Origin of the sequence: Microcoleus sp. FACHB-68 (assembly GCF_014695715.1) — a bacterium.
Classification (GTDB): domain Bacteria; phylum Cyanobacteriota; class Cyanobacteriia; order Cyanobacteriales; family Oscillatoriaceae; genus FACHB-68.
On the sequence record NZ_JACJOT010000002.1, the window covers coordinates 159,949 to 174,567 of the forward strand.

At 46.1% G+C, this 14,619-nt stretch carries 13 protein-coding genes; 10 read left to right on the plus strand and 3 right to left on the minus strand.

The features are described from left to right. Positions 1-118 precede the first annotated feature (118 nt). The 9 genes from H6F73_RS02280 (at position 119) to H6F73_RS02320 (ending at position 10,362) form a co-directional block, all read left to right on the plus strand. Positions 119-766 (plus strand): carbon dioxide concentrating mechanism protein, encoded by a 648-nt coding sequence (locus H6F73_RS02280; RefSeq protein ID WP_190757202.1) that lies wholly within the window; start codon positions 119-121, stop codon positions 764-766. 553 nt (positions 767-1,319) lie between these two features. Continuing rightward, a complete protein-coding gene (locus H6F73_RS02285) occupies positions 1,320-2,165 on the plus strand; it encodes a BMC domain-containing protein (protein WP_190757203.1) in 846 nt (281 codons plus the stop codon). 284 nt (positions 2,166-2,449) lie between these two features. Then, positions 2,450-3,379, plus strand: coding sequence for a LysR family transcriptional regulator (locus tag H6F73_RS02290; protein WP_190757204.1), 930 nt, complete (start codon positions 2,450-2,452; stop codon positions 3,377-3,379). A gap of 159 nt (positions 3,380-3,538) precedes the next feature. Continuing rightward, positions 3,539-3,754, plus strand: a complete 216-nt coding sequence (locus tag H6F73_RS02295; protein ID WP_190757205.1) for a hypothetical protein — start codon at positions 3,539-3,541, stop codon at positions 3,752-3,754. Between the two features lie 94 nt (positions 3,755-3,848). Further along, positions 3,849-4,919 (plus strand): glycosyltransferase family 4 protein, encoded by a 1,071-nt coding sequence (locus H6F73_RS02300; protein ID WP_190757206.1) that lies wholly within the window; start codon positions 3,849-3,851, stop codon positions 4,917-4,919. A 743-nt stretch (positions 4,920-5,662) separates the two neighbouring features. Beyond that, a complete protein-coding gene (locus H6F73_RS02305; protein WP_190757207.1) occupies positions 5,663-6,733 on the plus strand; it encodes an alcohol dehydrogenase catalytic domain-containing protein in 1,071 nt (356 codons plus the stop codon). 122 nt (positions 6,734-6,855) lie between these two features. Further along, positions 6,856-8,142 carry an MFS transporter gene (locus H6F73_RS02310; RefSeq protein WP_190757208.1) on the plus strand — a complete coding sequence of 429 codons (1,287 nt, stop codon included), beginning with the start codon at positions 6,856-6,858 and terminating at the stop codon, positions 8,140-8,142. A 198-nt stretch (positions 8,143-8,340) separates the two neighbouring features. Next, positions 8,341-8,832 (plus strand): hypothetical protein, encoded by a 492-nt coding sequence (locus H6F73_RS02315; protein WP_190757209.1) that lies wholly within the window; start codon positions 8,341-8,343, stop codon positions 8,830-8,832. Positions 8,833-8,952: 120 nt separating this feature from the next. After that, the gene (locus H6F73_RS02320) at positions 8,953-10,362 is read left to right on the plus strand and encodes a protein kinase (protein WP_190757210.1); all 1,410 of its coding nucleotides are present in this window, start codon (positions 8,953-8,955) and stop codon (positions 10,360-10,362) included. 8 nt (positions 10,363-10,370) lie between these two features. Here the strand turns inward: H6F73_RS02320 and H6F73_RS02325 are convergent, their stop codons facing one another. From H6F73_RS02325 to H6F73_RS02335, 3 genes are all read right to left on the minus strand, one after another. Continuing rightward, a complete protein-coding gene (locus H6F73_RS02325) occupies positions 10,371-11,591 on the minus strand; it encodes a cation:proton antiporter (RefSeq protein ID WP_190757211.1) in 1,221 nt (406 codons plus the stop codon). A gap of 276 nt (positions 11,592-11,867) precedes the next feature. Then, positions 11,868-12,296: a hypothetical protein gene (locus H6F73_RS02330; protein WP_190757212.1), complete on the minus strand. Its 429-nt coding sequence runs from the start codon at positions 12,294-12,296 to the stop codon at positions 11,868-11,870. A gap of 31 nt (positions 12,297-12,327) precedes the next feature. Continuing rightward, on the minus strand, positions 12,328-14,292 hold the full coding sequence (locus H6F73_RS02335) for an FHA domain-containing protein (RefSeq protein WP_190757213.1): 1,965 nt from the start codon (positions 14,290-14,292) through the stop codon (positions 12,328-12,330). 31 nt (positions 14,293-14,323) lie between these two features. Here H6F73_RS02335 and H6F73_RS02340 point away from each other — a divergent pair, with 31 nt between their 5' ends. Further along, positions 14,324-14,473: a hypothetical protein gene (locus tag H6F73_RS02340; protein WP_190757214.1), complete on the plus strand. Its 150-nt coding sequence runs from the start codon at positions 14,324-14,326 to the stop codon at positions 14,471-14,473. Positions 14,474-14,619 lie beyond the last annotated feature (146 nt).

Sequence of the window (14,619 nt, forward strand, 5' to 3'; positions counted from 1 at the left end):
GCTCAGGGGAGTGTAGTGATGTTAATACAGAGCTGCACGGTTCCTAGGGATTAATCGCTAACCCCTGACTTCTGAGTGCTGGCAACTGACTCTGGATGAAAAAGAGGTTCCTATTTCCATGTATTTGCCGCTACTGCGACCGATAGGCAGCGCTGACTTTTTTGTTAGTGGCGATGTGGTCATTGATGAGTGTGCGGCGATCGCGCCGGGGGTGATTCTGCAAGCAGATGCCGGCTGTCGGATAACTATCGCTGCCGGTGCGTGCGTCGGTATGGGCGCGATTCTCCACGCACACCAAGGAAACTTGGAGGTGGCGGCGGGCGCGATCATCGGGGCAGGGGTGCTGGTAGTGGGCACTAGCAAAATTGGAGCTAATGCTTGCATCGGTGCGTGCTCTACGATTTTGTCTAGCGACATTGAGCAAAAGCAAGTGGTGCCGGCAGGTTCGGTATTTGGAGACAGCAGCCGTCAGAGGGGGCTAACTCCAGAACCCCCGGCTGATACTCATGTAGCCGGCCCAAATGACTCGGTTGAACCGTCAAATCCTGAGGTCAGCGAGACTCCCGCAAATACACCTGAAAGCACCGATCCGACTCCTGACGCCGCTGCTTCTGACACGACCGAGGCAGCACCAGAAGTCCCCGCACAGCCTCAGACGGCAACCCACGGCCAACGTCAATTAAATCGGCTAATGCTGACTTTGTTTCCTCACGGCCAGTCCTTAAATCGCAACTCGCCAAACGGGCCGTCTGCCGGTGCGCCCTAGTCAAGCCGGTGCCGTCATTTCCTGCTCACTGTAGCATCAGGGACGGGTGAGAAGGATCAAGAGGAACGGAAAAATTTCAGTTGAAGTTGAACCCATTCTCTCTTCTGTACGGGCGTCAGCGCGTCCCCTTTGGTTGGCATAGCAGCGCCCCGACTTCTCAACACCTGATAAAGCAGTTGCTCAGTCCGGTTTTATAGATTATGGTTGAACTAATCAGCCAAACTAAATAATAACCTATCAAAACTTTGATTTTATTAAAGCCCGGTACTTCCGAAGGTGCCGGCCAAAGGCTTATCGGGCAAAAGATTGTTGCTTGCCAACACCCGGAAATCCTCCTAAAATAAATGCGTGTGACCCACCACTCGTGGCCGCTCTCTCTACAAAACGGCAACTTGAAGTTTTGCTTGAGACTTGCCAGAATTCATTTCGAGGGAATCGGTTGCCAAAAACTATTCCCCAGTGAGGGTGTGATGTTGCCCCAAAAAAGTCAAAATAGATTGGCTTTTAGAAAAGATTTTGATAGGCCCATATAAATTTTATCGAAATCTACAACATGAGGGAATTAAGAAAACAACTGCCGGCTCCCCTCGAACAAACGAGGGAATTAGACCCGCTTCGGGAAAGTGCCCTAGGCTTAGTCTCGACGCGGAGTTTTCCAGCCATCGTTGGGACTGCCGACATGATGGTGAAGTCTGCCGGCGTGACTTTAGTGGGGTACGAAAAAATTGGCAGCGGTTATTGCACAGCCATCGTGCGGGGCAAAATTGCCGATGTCAGAATCGCTGTGGAAGCAGGGGCAGACACGGCTGAACAGTTTGGCCAGTTAATATCAAAGGTGGTACTCGCCCGACCCTTGCCTAACTTAGATGCGATCTTACCGATCGGCACTCGTTGGAATGAGATGGTTCAAGGCAACAGTTACAGTCGCTTGAGCAATCAAGCCATCGGTCTTTTGGAAACGCGGGGGTTTCCGGCAATGGTGGGCGCGGCTGATGCCATGCTCAAGTCAGCCGATGTACAACTGGCTGCTTATGAAACGATTGGGGATGGCCTGTGTACGGTGATTATCCGGGGTTCCGTGGCGGATGTCGCCGTGGCAGTTGAGGCCGGTATGTATGAGGCTGAGCGGATAGGGGACTTTAACTCGTTAATGGTGATTCCCCGGCCTTTGGAGGATTTGGAGAAAACGCTGCCGGTGGCGAGTTGCTGGATCGAGCAACACAAACCTCTGTTAATGCCAATAAATGTTAAGGAGAAAGAGAAGCAGGCGGAAAAAGAACTCGTACAGTTACCAGATTTAGAAAAGTTGCCGGCTCCTAAAGAGGCTGAGAAGGAACTTGTGGAACTTCCTGAGTTGAAGGAGTTACCCAAACAGAAAGAACAACAGGCAGACCCATAAGACTGGCCGATTTTAGTGATGAGATGAAAAAGTGTAGCACCGGCTGACTTGGTAAGGCCGCGAGGATCATCCCTGGTTGGTTCCTACAGAAAACCAACTTCAGGATAGGAGTCTAAAGAAAACTCTGCTCCTAAACCCTCACACACCAGTGCAACACCCATTGGAAGAGGACTTACGCTCGTGAGATTAATTTGATAATAACTTGCTAAATTCATAAACAAAAGTAATTGTTTGTAATTAAGATCATAGATAATATTCTATGATTAGGTTCAGGAGTAAGTCCCTTGAAGCAGGCAACGCTTCATCAATTGAAGGTTTTTGAAGCGGCTGCACGGCACGGTAGCTTTACCCGCGCAGCCGAAGAATTGTTTCTCACTCAACCCACAGTCTCAATGCAAGTGAAGCAGCTGACAAAGGCAGTCGGTTTGCCACTGTTTGAACAGGTGGGGAAGCGGCTTTATCTCACAGATGCCGGTCGCGAACTGCTGGCCACCTGCCGAGAGGTATTCGAGCGGCTCTCTCAATTTGAGATGACAGTCGCAGATATGAAGGGTCTCAAACAGGGCCAACTGCGGCTAGGCGTTGTCACGACCGCTAAATACTTTGTGCCGCGTTTACTCGGCCCATTTTGTCGGCGCTATCCCGGAATTGATATCTCCCTCCAGGTGACCAACCACGAAGGCTTATTAGACCGCCTGAATGACAACCTGGACGAACTGCAAATTATGAGCCAACCCCCAACCAGCTTTGACGTTAGCTGCCACCCTTTTCTGGAAAATCCCCTGGAGGTGTTGGCACCGCACGATCATCCACTGGCGGGACAAAAAAACATCCCCATAGAGCGCCTCACCGGCGAACCCTTTATCATTCGTGAGCCTGGATCGGGAACGCGGGGAGCGGTGCAGAGAATGTTTGAGGAACACGGCATTAAGCTCAAGATCCGGCTAGAACTGGGCAGCAATGAGGCAATTAAGCAAGCGATTGCCGGCGGCTTAGGAATATCCGTTTTATCTCGCCATGTTTTAGCCCTAGAAGGGGGCACAAGTATGCTGACAATTTTGGATGTAGAAAACTTTCCTATCCGCCAGCAGTGGTATGTCATCTATCCCAAGGGCAAACAGCTCTCGGTTGTTGCACGCGCATTTTTTGATTATCTGCTTGATGAAGGCAAGCGGGTAGCCGAAGACACAGCAGCGCTCAAATTTAGGGAATAAAACTCAGGCCGGCTTTTCAAAGAGTGGGCGTTTAACCAGACAAGTGGGTAAGGTAAAGCCCATCTAAGTTGGGCTGCCGGCAAATCAATCAACATCTTAAATTTTTCTCCCCCTCCCCCTCTCAATCTGAGCAAATGAACTCAGTGGAGTAGCATCCAATTGCCTCCACGGGATTGCCTATTGGGATATCTCCTGCTCTTTGGTACGGTAATCACCACTTGCGTTGTCACCCGTCTTAACTTTCCTTTACATTTTGTGACGGTTAACCCGACTCGCACTTCCACCGGCACTCCTGTTAAGGTTTTGTCAGACATGAGCCGAGCAACTGTCGTTGCAACTGTAAAAGGCTTAGCTCATCTGCTTTGCTCCATCTAAACGCCTTAACTTCCATCTGGCAGTCGCGCCTATGTCTGTATATCTCTACATAGAGATATAGTTTAAAGTCTTTGAACAAGGACGGGACAAACCTATGAAAATCGCTCAAGTTTCACCGTTGTGGGAACGAGTTCCGCCTCCTGCTTACGGCGGCATTGAATTGGTTGTGGGCCACATAACCGATGAACTGGTTCGTCGGGGCCATGAAGTAACCTTATTTGCCTCTGGTGATTCTGAAACCTTAGCGCGGTTAGAATCTGTTCACCCCCGCGCCTTGCGTTCAGACCCGAATGTGCGAGAATCCGGAATTTATGAAATGCTGCAACTGAGCCGCGTCTACGAACAGGCAGCAGAGTTTGACATTATCCACTCCCACATGGGATGTGCTGCCCTGCCCTTTTGTAATTTGGTTAAAACGCCGACTGTCCACACGCTTCATGGCGTTTTAACACCCGACAACCGTAAATTATTTAGCCATCACCGGCAGCAACCTTATATCAGCATTAGCGACGCCCAGCGAGAACCGGGAATGAACTACATTCGCACGGTTTACAACGGCATCAACCCTCAAGATTACCCCTTCAACCCTCAACCTCAAAACCCTCCCTACCTGGCTTTTTTGGGGCGTCTTTCTCCAGAAAAAGGCCCCCAACACGCCATTGCCATTGCCCGCGCCACCCGCTGGCGTTTAAAGATGGCCGGCAAGCTAGATGCAGTTGACCGGCAGTTTTATGAACGTGAACTCGCTCCTCTCATTGATGGCAAACAAATCGAATATTTGGGTGAAGTCAACCATTCCGAAAAAGTTGAACTCTTAGCCAATGCTGCCGCTACTTTATTTCCCATTAGCTGGCGTGAACCTTTTGGCCTGGTAATGATTGAGTCAATGGCTGTTGGTACTCCTGTGCTTGGCATGGGGCTAGGTTCGGTTCCAGAAGTAATTGCCCCCGGTACAACCGGCTTCGTTTGCCAAAGCTATGAAGAGATGGCAACTTTGATCCCCGCTGCTTTAGAAATGAACAGACAAACCTGCCGAGATCGGGTATTAAGTAACTTCAGCGTAAGCACAATGGTTGATGAATATGAGGCCGCTTATCAACAAGTTTTAGAAGGTCGAATATGTAATATCAATGGTCATATCCTTGATCCCCGTGTGTCTGCCTAGACGAATTCTCCAGTTTGTTAAATAGAAATATCCAAGTTTTCTAACTTGAGATATTCCCAGAGGGGGATTCAGAGGTTAGGCGTGACCACTTACCATTTATATCGGTTGGGTTAACAAACTTTTTTAGGGGTAAAGCAGATGAGTATGCGAAGCATGACCTGTCCTTGTTGCGGTAGTTACCAAATGCTGCGTCACATAAGGCATGGAGGTATGTATTGGTTTTGCATGACCTGCCGGCAAGAAATGCCCCTTTTGATTGCGAGTTGCCAGCCTCTGAGTGACAGCCTCAGTCAACCGTCACGCCTCTCAGCATCCGTACAAGCATAAGTTACACGCTCGCTCTCAAATTAAAAACTAAAAGATTAAAGCAAAAATAGGCAGGGAAGCTCGTTTTTTTTGAAAACGGGCTTTTTGATTAGAAGCTTTCTCGAAAAATAAATGATAAAAGTTTAGTTAATTTCGGCTTAAGGTTAGATAGAAAAAAGAAAAATTATTTTTCATCTAGAAGGCTTGAATTAGAAATTTTGACTTAAAAATTAACCCATCAAAATTTTCATCAGCCACACAATCTAAAATTGCTACGCCTCATCCTACCGCTTTGCACCAAGCAAGCTACGGATGTGGGAATTCAGCATTTTTGTCACCCGACTTCCAATTCCCACTTGAGTTTTAACGCTTGCCCCTCAAATCGCAACAGTCGCCCTGATACAATCGGGGAAATCGACGGTTAGGGGCAGTTTATCTTGCTAGCAGCGTTACTCTACGGACAAGAAGACTTACGTTTAGAATCCGTCGCCGATCCTTCACCGGCTGCCGGTGAGGTGGTTGTTCAGGTGGCAGCCGCAACGACTTGCGGCACAGACTTGAAAGTTTGGCGGCGTGGTGGCCATGCGAAAATGCTGAAACCACCTACATTATTTGGCCATGAAGCAGCCGGCACAATTGTGGCCCTCGGAGAAGGTGTCACCGGCTGGCGCGTGGGAGATCGGGTGGTTGCAAACAACTCCGCACCCTGCTATAAGTGTTTTTTTTGCAGCCGGCAAGAATATTCACTTTGCCCGAATTTGACCTGGAATAACGGCACCTTTGCCGAGTACCTAAAGATTCCTGCGCCAATTGTGGAGCATAATATGCTGCCGGTGCCTGAAGCTTTACCAGACGCTTTGGCATCGATGACAGAACCGTTAGCCTGTGTACTTCATGGTGTGGCGAGATCCAACGTCAAAGCCGGTGATCGCGTTGTCGTGCTCGGAGATGGCGCAATTGGTTTAATGTTTGTGGCAGTATTAGCCAATCGGGATGCACAGGTAATATTATTCGGTGGCAACGACAGCCGGCTGGAGATTGGTAAAAAATTAGGCGCATCTGAGGCGTTTAATTATCATCAATTACCGAATGGGCATCAACAGGAAGATGTGGTAAAGAGTCAGGCGACAAATATTCCCGAACTCGTGCGACAAATGACGGAAGGATGGGGTGCGGATGTCGTGATCGAAGCCACTGGAGTGGCGGCAGCGTGGGAAACAGCAATTGCGTGTGCTCGTGCCGGTGCCACTGTAAACTTATTTGGCGGTTGTCCGCGTGACACCACCATCACGGTGAATACAGAACAATTACATTACAGCGAACTCACCCTCAAAGGAGTTTTTCACAACACACCGGCTTATGTTCGGGAAGCCTTATCACTTTTAGCGAGTCGCACGATTCCATTTGAATTACTGATTAGCGAACACCGGCCTTTGAAAGATTTAGAGCGAGTGTTCCATGAAATGCGTGATCGGCAAGTCATTAAAGTCGCCATTAAACCCGGATAAAAATAAGTGAGACATGGGAACTGATCAGAGTCATGGGGTGAAAATTTTACCTCATCTCTGCTGTTCCTTCTCCTCACAAATGTTTAAATCAAATTCATTCAGCTTCCACCCAGCTCAATCTAATGGAATCAAAAAAAGTTAATTATCGCAATCCTTGGACTTTCATTCCTAGCCTTTATTTTATTCAAGGTCTCCCTAACGTTATCATCACTGGCGTTTTGGATATCATTTATAAAAGTCTGGGAATTCCCAACGCTCAAATTACCGCTTTCACAAGTTTACTGAATTTTCCTTGGGTACTTAAACCCTTATGGGCACCTTTTGTTGATATTTACTCAACCAAAAGAAAGTGGGTACTTTACACCCAGTTAGCCATGATTGGCTGCTTAATTTTGGCAGCCTTCTCCTTCACTCTACCCAATTTCTTTTTTCTGTCGCTGCTAGCCTTTAGTCTCGCTGCATTTATCTCTGCGACTTATGACATTGCAGCAGATGGATATTATATGTTGGCATTAAGTCCAGAACAGCAAGCGCTGTTTGCCGGCATTCGCAACGTTGCGTTTCGAGTCGCTTTGATTTTTGGCACTGGATTTTTAGTCGCCTTTGCCGGTCAGCTTGGAGGAACTCTAGGTAATATTCCTTTAAGCTGGAGCATAACTTTAGGTGTTTCCGCTTTAATCTTTGCAGCTAGTTTTATTTACCACCAGCTAATTTTACCGTTTCCTGATAGTGATTTATCCAACGCTAGAAACAGAGAAAGCCAAGAGACAGCCCCTTTTTTAGAAGTAATCGCCTCGTACTTCCGCCAGCCTAAAATTTGGGCGACATTGGCGTTTATTTTATTGTACCGCTTTGCGGAAGTCATGCTGGGTAAAATTGGAAAGCTATTTTTGTTAGATTATCTCCAACAAAGTGGTTTAGATACAGCAGCCGCGACGAAAGAGGTGGGGATAATCTATGGCACATTTGGAGTAACTTCGCTCATCATCGGAGGCGTTTTAGGAGGATTGATTGTTTCAAGATATGGCTTAAAAAAGACCATTTGGCCTCTCGCTTTAGCCTTAAATGTCCCCGATGTGTTTTATGTTTACATCGCTTCCCGTCAGCTTCCAGTCCAGTGGATATATCCGCTTATCTCCATAGAACAGTTCGGATATGGATTAGGCTTCACCGCTTTCATGATTTATTTAATGTACACCTCAAAGGGCAAATATAAAACTTCTCATTATGCCATCTCAACCGGCTTCATGGCTTTGGGGAAAATGGTGGCTGAATTTATCAGTGGCCCGATTCAGCAAGGAGTTGGCTATTATAACTTTTTCATTATTGTCTGCATTCTAACAATTCCCGGAATGCTAACAATCTTGTTCCTTCCTTTAAATGAAGTGGAACAAAATCAAAAAGCTTGAAAGTCTCGGAAAGCTATTTTTTCTGAAAATTAGCATAAGCAGCGTTAATCGTAGCAGTTTTTGCTTAAATACAGAGCGATCTAAACCAACTTCCAAAGTGTAACCTAAAAAAATACTCCAAAAATTGTTACAACTTAAATTGATGGGAGTTGGTTGTCATTAAAATTGAGAAATTGAACCACTGAAGAGGGTGCAGCTATGACACAAAATAATAACGATTTACCTTGGAAGTTTGGAGCAAAAGTTGCTTATTTTCCGATTTTCTATGAGGGGGCATTAGTCGGATTTGGCCGGCGGGAATATGTGGCAAAAATTGTTCAAGTAATGAATGATGAAGAAAAGCTACGCAAAGCCTTAGAACTCGCTTGTGCTGAGTTGCTAAAGCAGTCTGGCGGGGACAAAAGAAAACTTGATGAGCTGATCCAGAAATACTTACTCATGGCTGATCGCCCCAAATATGGAAGTAGGGCAATTGCGGTGATGCTGCGAGATCGACAAGCCGAACTGAATGTTGGCGATCAGGAATTTGCCCGTTTCTGCGATTCTTATCGTTTATCCCCTCAAGAACTGCAAGAAATTTATGCCGGCGAAGAAGTTATTAACAGTCAATTAGTCTCATTAGCGCGAATTTTGGGGGCAACAGTTGAGGAGTTGGTTGAGGTCAGAGATGGCCCTGCCAAACGACAATAGCAACCTGCCTAAAGAAAATGCGCGATCTTCACCTGAAACACTAAAGTATCTTGTGTTCTTCAAACACTCGCTAGAATTGACTTAGATACGTGGGGTGATCAGCACAGGTTAAGGAGTTTTATGAGTGTGATTACTTGCAGCAACGGGCATCAAAATCCGGCTACGTCACGTTTTTGCGAAAACTGCGGGGAATCTTTGCAGGGACAGAATGCCGGCACAGCAAGCGCTGGAGATTTAATACCGGGAATGCGGTTGCGGGACAGATACTTAATCAAAAATCCTATCGGTCAAGGGGGATTTGGTAAAACTTATTTAGCCGAAGATACGGGACGCTTTAATGAACCCGTTGTGCTTAAGGAACTTACGCCTTCTTTGCAAGGAACTTCTGCCGTTCAGAAAGCAGAGGAACTGTTTCAGCGGGAAGCAGCAATGCTGCACAAACTTCAGCATCCTCAAATTCCTCGATTTTGGGAATTCTTTCGTGAGGGAAAACGGCTGTTTTTAGTGCAAGATTTTATTGAAGGAGAAACGTATCAATCGCTGTTGGATAACCGGCAACAGCGAGGTCAATGTTTTAGCGAAACAGAAATTGTTGAATTATTACAGCAATTGCTGCCGGTGTTAAGTTATCTACACCGGCAGGGAATTATTCACCGCGATATTGCCCCAGATAATATTATTCGCCGCGAACGAGATGGGATGCCGGTGTTAATTGATTTAGGCGGTGTTAAGCAAATTGCCAATGAGGTTGCCGGCTCACAAACTTCTGCGAGTGCGACTCGTTTGGGTAAAATTGGTTACGCACCAGATGAGCAAATGCAAGCCGGTATTGTTGCGCCTCACAGCGATTTGTATGCTTTAGCTGTGACAGCAATTGTATTAATGACCGGCAAACAGCCGCAAGACTTGATCGATTCCCATACAATGAATTGGATTTGGGAGAAGCACCTGAAAACAATCAGCCCTCAACTGAAGGGTATTTTGAAACGAATGTTATCCTCTCAGCCAGTTGATCGGTTTCAATATGCAGAAGAAATCCAGCAATTATTGGATTCTTCTTTTAATCTGCCGGCAACTCAAGTCACCCAGTCTGTTGCCCCAAATCGCCTACCCACTCATCCGCCTAATTCTAAGCCGATTGCGTCTAATAATTCTGGGCAAGGTGGGCTATTTGACAGTTCTATGGAAGTGCCACAGGAAATTCTTGGTTGGAATTGGGGGGCTTTTTTGCTGCCGGGTTTCTGGTTTATTACTAATCAAGTTTGGATTGGGGCATTAGCTTGGCTAGATATATCAATTATTACCTTCGGTTTAGCCTTGCCAACAATGGCAATTATTTTAGGATTGAAAGGCAATGAATGGGCGTGGAAAAGTCGCCGGTGGCACAGTATTGCTGCTTTTAAAGCCCATCAAAGAGCATGGGCGGTTGGCGGCTTCATTTTCTGGGGAATTATGTTATTACTCCTTTTAGTGGTGATTGTTTTGCTTGTTTTGGGAATTGGATTTGCTGCTTTCGGTGGGATGGATTAGATTTTCAGTTAATTTTTAATCATTGCAATCTTTTTTCCAAAAGTATCTGCGATTAACGGCCCAAGCAGACAAGTTACGACAATATAAAGAATGATGGCATTAAAAATTCCATCGTTAAGCAATCCTGAATTTTTGCCAAATAAAGCAATTACTAAAACTAAAGCAGCGCGGGACATCGTCAGGCTAAACATGACCATGATTTCTGCAAAAGAGTATTTAAAAACCTGGCCGGTAATCCATGCAGCCATAAATTTAGCGCCGGCAGCCCCAAAAATTACTACGATTGCGATGCCTAAATTTTCAGGGTGAGTGAAGAGAACACTGGGATTCGATAAAACGCCGACTGAAATTAAAAAAGCCGGAATAAATAAACTATTTCCCACAAATTCAATTCGATTCATTAACGGACTGGTGAGGGGAATCAGGCGATTTAAAGAAAGGCCGGCGATAAATGCCCCGACAATCGAATCAACTCCTAATAATACAGTGCCAGAGGCAACCACAAACAAACAAGTTAGAACAAAAATAAACTGAGTTTGCAGAGATTCTTCTTTTTCTTTTAAGACTAAACGCCCTAACTTTGGAATGCCCCAAAAGCATAGCATGATCAACACCGGCAGCAGAACTAAAAGCTTTACCCATAAAATTATTCCCACACTGCCGCCGGCAATTGCCTGCACAACTGAAAAGCCGGTTAATGTTAAAATCGAAGTAACAATTGTGCCACCTACCGCCACACCTACGGCTTCTTGTTGAACAATTCCTAAGCGAGTCATAATGGGGTATGAAACTAGCGTATGCGGCGAATAAAGAATTCCTAAAAGCAGGCTGGAAACGAAGGTGCCGGTTAATAATTGACCGGAACCGAACCCCACAATAAACGGAACTCCAAAGGTTAGTAAGCCAAACACAAGTGCCCGGACACCCAATTGTCTGAAATTACTCAAATTCATTTGGATGCCGGCTAACAGCATAATGTAAAGCAAGCCTATTTTTTCTAGGAAAATTAGCTGAGCATCTCGTGATAAAATACCTAAAACGTTGCTGCCAAGAATTGTTCCTAAAATAATTAGCACAACCAATGCCGGCAAGCGTAATAGCTTCGCAAGCGAGGGGGCAATATAAATTGTTAATAGCAGAATACAAAATATGTAAACTGGATCGGTTAGGGGCAAAATAGTTGCATTTGCTGAGGTTGCTGAGGAGACTATTATTTGTATAGGGTTCATTGCAGTTATTGCAGGGGTTTATTTTTTTAACCGCAGATGCACGCAGATAAACGCAGATGGGTTATTTGTTGGTGGTTGAGATTAATGGGGGATTTTTTTACCACAGATGCACACAGATGGACACAGATGAGGTTGATAGTTTGATGCGTTTAATAGTTCGGTTTCAGGGATTTTGTGGTAGTTGTTTATTTGGCATTTTTTATTAAAAAATATTTATTACTAAAGAATATTATTAATAAAAAATGCTTTTTTTTGCTGCCGGCCTGATTAAAATCCTTACAACCACTCACCACCTTTAAAACGCCAGCGCACAAACAAAATACGCATTAAGGATTGAGAAGCGATATAAATTCCCAACCACACTATGCTGTAATGAAGCACAAATAAAGGCAGTTCAAATTGACCCTTTGGCACCCCAGGCAAACCAATTACTATCGCTAAAATCGATACAAAAATTCCTTCCCAGATGCCGGCAAGCAGTTGAAAAACTCCTGGCCAATCATAATCCCAGCGAAATTTTTGCAGGTAGTTATAAAGGAAATCCCAACCAAGGCCGAAAATTGCCAAATATCCCAGTATCCAAAAATAAATTGCACCTGGTTTATTGCCAATCATGCCAAGAAAAAAGGGAAGGGTTAGCAACACGCCAACGGTAGCGAAGAGTAATAACCGGCTTTGCCACCGGCCTAGTAAAGTTGGAGTCATCTTGATTTAAGTTTGGGATAGAAGTTTTTGATTAGGGAGATTGATTGGCAACCCATTTTAACCACTGCCCTAAAGAAGTGAGTAAATTGAGCCGGCTGATTCCTATTGCACGCGCTGCGGCTAAACTATCAACCGTGCGAAGTGCGGCATATTGTAAGCCTAAAAAGCTATCAACCGGCGCATAAGGGCCGCCCAATGTAATCGCACCGGCAGCGTACATCCGGCCTCGATCTGCCCGCATTTCTACTAATTCAAAATCATTGGCAACACTCAGGCGTCCCAAATGATTTAGCGGAAGATTGTAACAGTTAACCAAATCATTTAGTAAAGGATTTGCGGTAACATGAGCATCAAGGCCGGTGGCGTCAATAATAAAGTTAGCCTCTAGTTTTACTTGCCCCTTAAATCCCTTCTCCTGAATATAAGTAATAATGCCATTTTGTTCGCCCTCAACGCGTTCAACTTCACCAAATGCAATCTGATACCAACCCTGATTTAATCCTTCTTGAACAATGCGTTTCCAATCTCCGCGATCTGCCGTTGTACTGCCACCCCAGTCTGCCAGTAAACGCTTGCGCTGTTCCGGAGTTGCCTTTTCTAGCACTGCCCGCATTTCGCCACCCCAACCGGCTTTTGGCCAGTTAAAAGGTTGAAATTCATAGTGGTTTTTAACTTGGCGCTGAGCACTGCCAAATTTGTTACCTTGAGGCTTAGGAGATCGCATCAAATGTAACAGGGAAATATTCGGATTCCGCTGCCGCGCTTCATAAATTCGCTGCACAATTCGAGAGGCTACAATTCCCCGTCCGCGAATTAATACGGTGCCACCATTTTGCTCTAAATATTCATAAACGTGTTTATGATCTTCATAGGCGTTTACGACTGATTTAAAATCGCCGGTTTTTTCGCGGTAATCTTGCAAATCGGGGAGAAATTGAATCGCCGGATAGCCGGTGGCGATTTGCACATATCTTGTTAGGAGAAACGCCCGATCTCGCCGGCTGGCATCTCCCCGCGAATAAGCGATGGCATAGCGTCCATCATCGGTTTTGCGAATTGCCCGAATGCGCCCGTAGCGAAAGATGCCATCCCAACCAATGCGCGTGGCTTCTCGATCAATGGAATTAAATACATTGCCGGCGCGAGGCGTGTAAGTTTCAGCAAAGGTTGGTTCTGCAAAGACTTGCCACAAATATTTAAAAGATGCCCCAATTTGTCCTTTAAAAAAGTCGCCCCAAGCCTCCCGCAGGGCATAACTCGGCCAACCCCATATATTATCGGGACAGGAATCTGAATTGGAACGCAACCGTTCGTGTAAAGGAATTTGGGAATTGAGGCAAAGCCGGCGATAACGGGCGTAAGGTTCTTTCTCCATCCCTAAAGCAGCAATTTGCCCAGGTTTAACCCCAAAAATCCGCAATAAATCAACCCAGATAAAACTACCTAAGCCGGCACCAATCGCCGCATAATCAATTTCATCCACCGGCAACCCTGTTGCGTGCAAATCTTGCACCGGCACGATTTTAGAATCTATAAAAGCTTGAGGTGGAAAGCCGGCAGCAATCACCGGCGGCTGTGGCGGCTGGGTGGGATCGGGCAGATCCGTATGAGGATTAAATAAAATTGGCGAATTACTTGTCTGTGTTGGGGCAGGGGCAGAACCGGCAAACGAGACATTAATCTGGTAAGGGCCAACTTGCAGTGTATCGCCATTCGCCAAGGCGCAGCGCTGCTGAAGCGTCCCATTGACAAACGTTCCGTTGCGGCTGCCTTGATCAACAACAACCAAGCCGCCCGACTCCATATCAATCAAGGCATGGAAGCGAGAAACTTGATCGCTATTGAGTACCAAGCGGGAAACGCGATTGCCGGCAATTTCTGCAGGCATTTGAGAAAATTCTCGTCCTAGGGCAATGGGCAAACCCAGCACAGGTTCTCGCCGTTCCCCAGTCGCTGGATCGTCCCATCTCAATCGTATTTGTACAGGTGATACCATTTTAAGATTTTAGATAATAGATTTTTGGGGATTGGGCATTGGGGATTGGGCATTGGGCATGGGGCATGGGGCATGGGGCATGGGGCATTGGGCATGGGGCATGGGGCAAGGCTTCGCCAACCTAAAGGTATGGGCAAGGCTTCGCCAACCTAAAGGTAGGGGTAAGGCTGCGCCAACCTAAAGGTATGGGTGAGTTTGTAGTGGATTTTTCCTTTCTTAGGTAGATTGTGGTCGTTATTACAACCTAGGAAGGCATTGAAAATTTCTCCCCATCTCCCCCTCATTCAATGCCCCATGCCCAATGCCCCATGCCCAATCCCCAATGCC

Bases quoted from the DNA above. Each gene is read 5' to 3' on its own strand.
- H6F73_RS02280 (WP_190757202.1), top strand. From the start codon at position 119: ATGTATTTGCCGCTACTGCGACCGATAGGCAGCGCTGACTTTTTTGTT.
- H6F73_RS02285 (WP_190757203.1), top strand. From the start codon at position 1,320: ATGAGGGAATTAAGAAAACAACTGCCGGCTCCCCTCGAACAAACGAGG.
- H6F73_RS02300 (WP_190757206.1), top strand. From the start codon at position 3,849: ATGAAAATCGCTCAAGTTTCACCGTTGTGGGAACGAGTTCCGCCTCCT.
- H6F73_RS02310 (WP_190757208.1), top strand. From the start codon at position 6,856: ATGGAATCAAAAAAAGTTAATTATCGCAATCCTTGGACTTTCATTCCT.
- H6F73_RS02315 (WP_190757209.1), top strand. From the start codon at position 8,341: ATGACACAAAATAATAACGATTTACCTTGGAAGTTTGGAGCAAAAGTT.
- H6F73_RS02320 (WP_190757210.1), top strand. From the start codon at position 8,953: ATGAGTGTGATTACTTGCAGCAACGGGCATCAAAATCCGGCTACGTCA.
- H6F73_RS02325 (WP_190757211.1), bottom strand. From the start codon at position 11,591: ATGAACCCTATACAAATAATAGTCTCCTCAGCAACCTCAGCAAATGCA.
- H6F73_RS02330 (WP_190757212.1), bottom strand. From the start codon at position 12,296: ATGACTCCAACTTTACTAGGCCGGTGGCAAAGCCGGTTATTACTCTTC.
- H6F73_RS02335 (WP_190757213.1), bottom strand. From the start codon at position 14,292: ATGGTATCACCTGTACAAATACGATTGAGATGGGACGATCCAGCGACT.